Source organism: Streptomyces sp. NPDC097619 (genome assembly GCF_040302735.1).
In the GTDB taxonomy this organism is placed as follows: domain Bacteria; phylum Actinomycetota; class Actinomycetes; order Streptomycetales; family Streptomycetaceae; genus Streptomyces.
On record NZ_JBEOSD010000281.1, the window covers coordinates 1 to 5,025 of the forward strand.

At 73.3% G+C, this 5,025-nt stretch carries 3 protein-coding genes and 1 pseudogene; all 4 read right to left on the bottom strand.

The features are described from left to right. Positions 1-161: 161 nt before the first annotated feature. Positions 162-1,814, bottom strand: a complete 1,653-nt coding sequence (locus tag ABTZ17_RS36220; RefSeq protein WP_352200076.1) for a trypsin-like serine protease — start codon at positions 1,812-1,814, stop codon at positions 162-164. Between the two features lie 74 nt (positions 1,815-1,888). Then, a complete protein-coding gene (locus ABTZ17_RS36225; RefSeq protein ID WP_352200077.1) occupies positions 1,889-2,398 on the bottom strand; it encodes a hypothetical protein in 510 nt (169 codons plus the stop codon). A gap of 94 nt (positions 2,399-2,492) precedes the next feature. Then, entirely contained in the window at positions 2,493-2,897 is a 405-nt protein-coding gene (locus tag ABTZ17_RS36230) for a hypothetical protein (RefSeq protein ID WP_352200078.1), read from the bottom strand. Beyond that, positions 2,894-5,025 (bottom strand): annotated as a pseudogene (locus ABTZ17_RS36235) (ALF repeat-containing protein); the annotation flags it as partial. The gene ABTZ17_RS36230 and the pseudogene ABTZ17_RS36235, both read right to left, overlap by 4 nt.

Consider the following 5,025-nt stretch of genomic DNA (forward strand, 5'->3'; position numbering starts at 1 on the left):
CGCCGCCCACCCCCTACAACTACCCCACACCACCACCCCTCTTCCCCCACCCCCCGCTCTCCCGATCGGCCCCGGCACTGTTCGTGCCGGGGCGCGCCCGTGACCGCCTGGGGCGGGGCGGCGTGCGGCGTCGGGGACGCCGCCGTGTGCCGCCGGTGGGATCAGCCGGTGTAGGTGGCCGTGATGGCGAGGTTGCCGGGGGCGGCCGGGAGGCCCTGGAGGGGGGCGGCGACCGTGGTGGCCCAGGTGCGGTCGGCGCGGCGGGTGGTGTGGAAGAGCTTGCCGTCGGTGCTGGTGACGGCGAGCTGGAGCTCACCGTTGACGGCCGCCGCGGACACGGACTTCGTGGTCACGGTGCCCAGGTAGTCCTTGAGGTCGCCCCAGACGCTCCAGGAGCCGTTGAAGTTGCGGGCGGTGTGGTACTGGCGGGTGCCGTTGTCGGTGGAGATGACGAGGTGGGTGTCGTCCCCGGTGCCGGCCATCGCGAGGGAGGTGACGGGGCCGGTGGCGCCGACGGCCTGGTTGACGTTGCCCCAGGGCAGCCAGTTGCCGTTGGTCTGGCGGATGCTGTGGAAGACCTTGCCGCCGCTGATGAGGCCGACCTGGAGTTCGCCGCGGACGCTCGCGGTGGCCGCCGCGGTCACCCCGGTGACGGTGCCGTTGACCTGGCGGAAGGGGGTCCAGCTGCCCGCGCTGTTGCGGACGGTGTGGAAGGCCTTGCCGTCGGCGACGGCGATGACGTGGAGGTCGTGGCCGGTGGAGACGGCGGAGACCTGGGTGAGGCTGCCGAGGGTGTTGGCGACGGCGAACACGTCGCCGAACCTGCTCCAGGTGCCGTCGGGCTTGCGGAGGCTGTGGAAGAGCCCCCCGCTGGTGCTGATGGCGAGGACGTGGGTGTCGCCGTTGATGCCGGCGGCGGCGGTGCTGCGGATCCCGCCGATGCTGCCGGCCTTGTCCTGGACGTCGGTGTAGCCGGTCCAGGAGCCGTCGGCGAGCCGCACCGCCTGGTAGAGGCCGGTGCCGGACTGCACGAGGGCCTTGGTCTGCCAGCCCGGAGTGGTCGACCGGATCCCGTCGACCCACTCGCGCAGGCCGTCGGCGCGGGCCGCGATGGCGCCGGTACGGGTCTCGGCCGGGTCGGCGGACAGGCAACCACCCTGCCAGGAGCGGCTGTTGATGCCGACGACCGCGCCGGCCGCGTTCAGCAGCGGGCCGCCCGTGTCGCCCTTGCAGAGGACGTCGGTGCCCTTGCCGGTGATGCTCAGGGTGGTGGCGTCGGCCGCGTCGAGGGTGAACGCGCCGGTGTGGGCCTTCAGCGGCGCCCATTCGGTCTTGGTCCGGCCGAGGCCCACGGCGGTCAGCTCGGCGCCCGTGGTCGGGGCGGCGGTGGCGTAGGTGACGCCGGTGGGGCCGGTTGCGGGGGTGGCGAGGCGGGCCAGGGTCAGGTCCCGGTCGGCGCGCGGGGCCAGCTCGGCGATCGCGATCCGCTTGCCGTCGGCCAGGACGGCGCTCGACTTCAGGGCGGGGGCACCGGCCGGGACGGTCGTGCCGGGGGTCGAGGCGAAGCAGCTGGCGGCGGTCAGCACCCAGGAGGCGTCGACGAGGGCGCCGGTGCAGCCGCGGCCGTTCGGCTCGTCCCCGATGTTCAGCTTGACGACGGCGGTGTGCTGACCGGCGGCGGCCTCGGGGCCGGAGACGGCGAGGGCGGAGCCGGCGGGGACCAGGCCCGCGGCGACGACGGTCGTCGTGACGAGCAGCGCCGGGATGCGGGCGGAGCGGACGGTACGGGCGGTGCGCGGACGGAAGGCAGACATGTGCGGGTTCCTTCGGGAGGAGAAGAGGTGGGTGGGCGAGCCGGGGCGGGGTCGTGCGGACGCACGACCGGCCGCTACTTGCTGACGCGGATCTCGACCAGGACGTGCTCCCGGCCGTCCACGGACTCACCGACCCCTTCCCAGGTCTTGGCGGGGATGTCGTACTCGACGCGGTCGCCCTCGGCGGTCATCGCGAGGTGGGTCTTGACGGAGTCGTCCGTCCGCACGCCGTGCACGGAGGGGATCTCCAGGGTGAGGAAGCCCTCGTCGGCGGTGACCTTGAAGCAGACGTCGGCCCGGTCGCGGGCCAGGAACTTGAGGAGGTTCTCGTCGCTCTTGCAGTCCGCGAGGAGGATGTGGCCGTCGCCGCGCTTGAGGACGATGCCCTGCTCGGCGAGGATCTTGTCGGCGCCGGGGTAGCTGTAGTCCTCGATGGCGTAGCCGGGGCCGGTCTCGGCGACGGGCTTGCTGCTGGTGGGGGTGGAGCCGGTGGAGGGCTGGCCCGCGGCCACCACGGCCCAGGCCAACACGCCGGCGGCCGTCGCGGTTCCGAGGATGCGGGTCCAGGCGGTGCGTGACGTCATTGCTTGCTCCTTGAGGTCGGAGGATGTGTGAAGCGGTCGAGGTGGAACGGGTGGTGCGAAAGCTGAAGGAGGTGGGGGGCGCGGAGCGCGGGCGCTACGGCGCCGTCACCCGGGTGAGTCGTTGGGAGGCGGGCCGGTCCGGGTCCGGGCGGAACTCCATGGCGTTCCTCCCGCTCGGGTAGAGCTGGAGGCCGCCGGTGCGGCCGAGTCCGCCGTCCTCGACGTAGAGGTAGACGTAGTCGTCGCCCGCCCGGTCGCCGAGCCATTCCCACCGGCCGTGGAAGTCGGCGGGGTCGGGGGCCTCGTCCTCGTCCACCCTCACGGCCTGGGCCGAGAACGTCCCGTCGCGGTCGAGCCGCAGCTCGGCGCCGGTCCTATCCTCGCGGTACAGACCCGGTAGCGCGTCGGGATCGACGGAGCCGGTGCAGCCTGCGAGAAGGGCCGCTGCCGCGGTCAGGAGAGTGGTGAGCCGCCCCTGACCGGGCCTGCGGGATGTCACGGACCCAGGGTGATGTCGAACTCGATGACCTGGCTCTTGGGTGCCATCGGGCCGCTGTCGCCGACGATTTCGGTGATGAGCTTACCGGGGCCCTTGCTCCACCAGTCGGTGTAGCCGATGACCGGGGGGTGCGTGGCGGACTCGATGTCGGATTCGTTGTAGGCGGTGTACCGCCACACCACGGAGCCGTCCGCGTTCTTGCGGTAAGGGGTCAGGCGGACCTGGTGCGAACCGAGGAAGGTGTACGCCAGGTTGCCGGTGAGGCCCGCCGTGGTGAGCGTCCCGTAGTCCTGGAGGTACTTCCCCGCGCCTCCGAAGCCGCCGAGCGAATAGTTGTACTTGAGAGTGGTGCCGAGCTGGAAGTTGCCCGAACGCGTGAGGGCGGCGACGGCAGCGAGGGTGTTCTGCGTGTGCTGGTGCTCGCGGTAGATGCGGGTGAAGTCGTCGTTGGGTCCGAAGCACTGCGAGGAGGGGCCCGTCCCGGTGAGCCAGCTCCAGCCCAACTCCCACGGGTTGGTGGAGTTGCCGGAATCGATGGGTCGGCCGAACGGGGTCAGGCAGCTCTCGGTTCCTGCCGGAAGACTGAGGTCGCCCGGTTTGATCGGGGCGTTCGCGTTCTCCAGCGCCTTCTGGATGGCCTCCTGCCGCGCCGCCTCGAAGACCAGGTACTTGGCCTGCATCGCCGCGCCGGCGGCCGCGTTGGCGCTCTGGCCCGCCGCGAGCGCGGCCTGGCGGGCCGCGGCGGCGGAGGCCGCGGCGTCGGAGGCGTAGGAGGCGGCCTCGGTGGCGGACCGTACGGCGCGGGTCGCCGCGCTCCTGGCCACCTTGCTCGCCCGGGTCGCGGCGGCCGCCGCCTGACGCGCCGTCTCGGCGGAGCGGGCGGCGGCCGCGGCGGACCCCTCGGCGGCCTCGGCGTTCTTGCGGGCCTCCTCGGCGGACTGCTTGGCGGCCGCGGCGTAGCCCTTGGCGAGCTCCGCCCATTCGAGGGCCTTCGCCGCGGCGTCGCGGGCGAGGGCGGCGGCCTCGGAGGCCCGGGCCGCGTTCTCCTGGGCTTCCTGGGCGACCTTGGCGGCGCTCGCGATCATGGCGCGGATCGCGCTGATGTGGGTGGCGTGGTCGTGGTCGATCCGCGCGAACTCGTGCTGCGTGGTGCCGACGAACCGGCGCAGCATGTGCGCGTCGCCTTCGAGGGCGATCCGGGCGGCGGCCTTGACGTACGGGCCACCGCTGGAGAGGAGGGTGGTGGCCTTCACCCGGTCGTCCTCACGGACGGCCTTGGAGCGCTCCACGTGGAGGAAGGTGTGCAGGGCCAGGGCCGTGCCCTTCTCCAGGGCGGCCACGGCGGCGCGCCGTTCGGCGGAGCCGGTGTTGTCGTCGGCGAGGACCGTGGTCACCTCGACCCGGTTGTCCTCCTTGGCGGCCTCGATCGCGCCGGTCTCCAGGAACGTCCGTACCCTCGTGGCGTCCCCGGCCTTGAGGACGTCCACCGCGGCCAGCGCCACGTTCTTCGTCGAGATGGCGGCCTTCGCGGCGACGTTCTCGAAGTTGTCCTGTTGCAGGGCCAGCAGGCGGTCGGCGTCGAGCCAGCGGGCGACGTCCTCGTCCGAGCCGGCCAGCGCGAACTCCGCGGCCTGCCGGGTCCAGGTGCCCGAGCGGTCGACGAGCTGGAGGGCGATTCTGCGGCCGGACGCGACGGCCTCCGCGGTCCTGCCGGCCCGCAGCGCGGACTCGGCGGAGGCGATCAGCGCGACCGTCTCGGCGGACAGTCGGGCTTCCTGGGTGCGCTCCCGGTCGTACTGCTCCAGCCGGTTCGCCTCGGCGGTCGCTTCCTTACGCGCCAGCTCCACCGCTTCCTCGGTCTCCTCGGCCAGCCGGGCGAGCTCGGCGTCACGCGCCGCCTGCTCCACCTCGCGCGCCTTGGCGACCGCCGCGGACGCCTTGTCCGCGGCTTCGACGGCGGCGTTGGCGGCGGCCGTCGAGCGGTTGGCGTAGTCCACCGCCTGACCGGCGTGGTTCGCGGCCTCGATGGCGGCCGCGGCGGCCTTCTCGGCGTGGTCGGCGGCGCTGTTGGCCGCGTCGCGGGCCAACCGGGCCGCGGCCGCGGCCTGACCGGCCAGGCTCCGCGACC

Excerpts from the sequence above, each read along its gene's own strand:
- ABTZ17_RS36220 (WP_352200076.1), bottom strand. The coding sequence starts at position 1,814 with ATGTCTGCCTTCCGTCCGCGCACCGCCCGTACCGTCCGCTCCGCCCGC.
- ABTZ17_RS36225 (WP_352200077.1), bottom strand. The coding sequence starts at position 2,398 with ATGACGTCACGCACCGCCTGGACCCGCATCCTCGGAACCGCGACGGCC.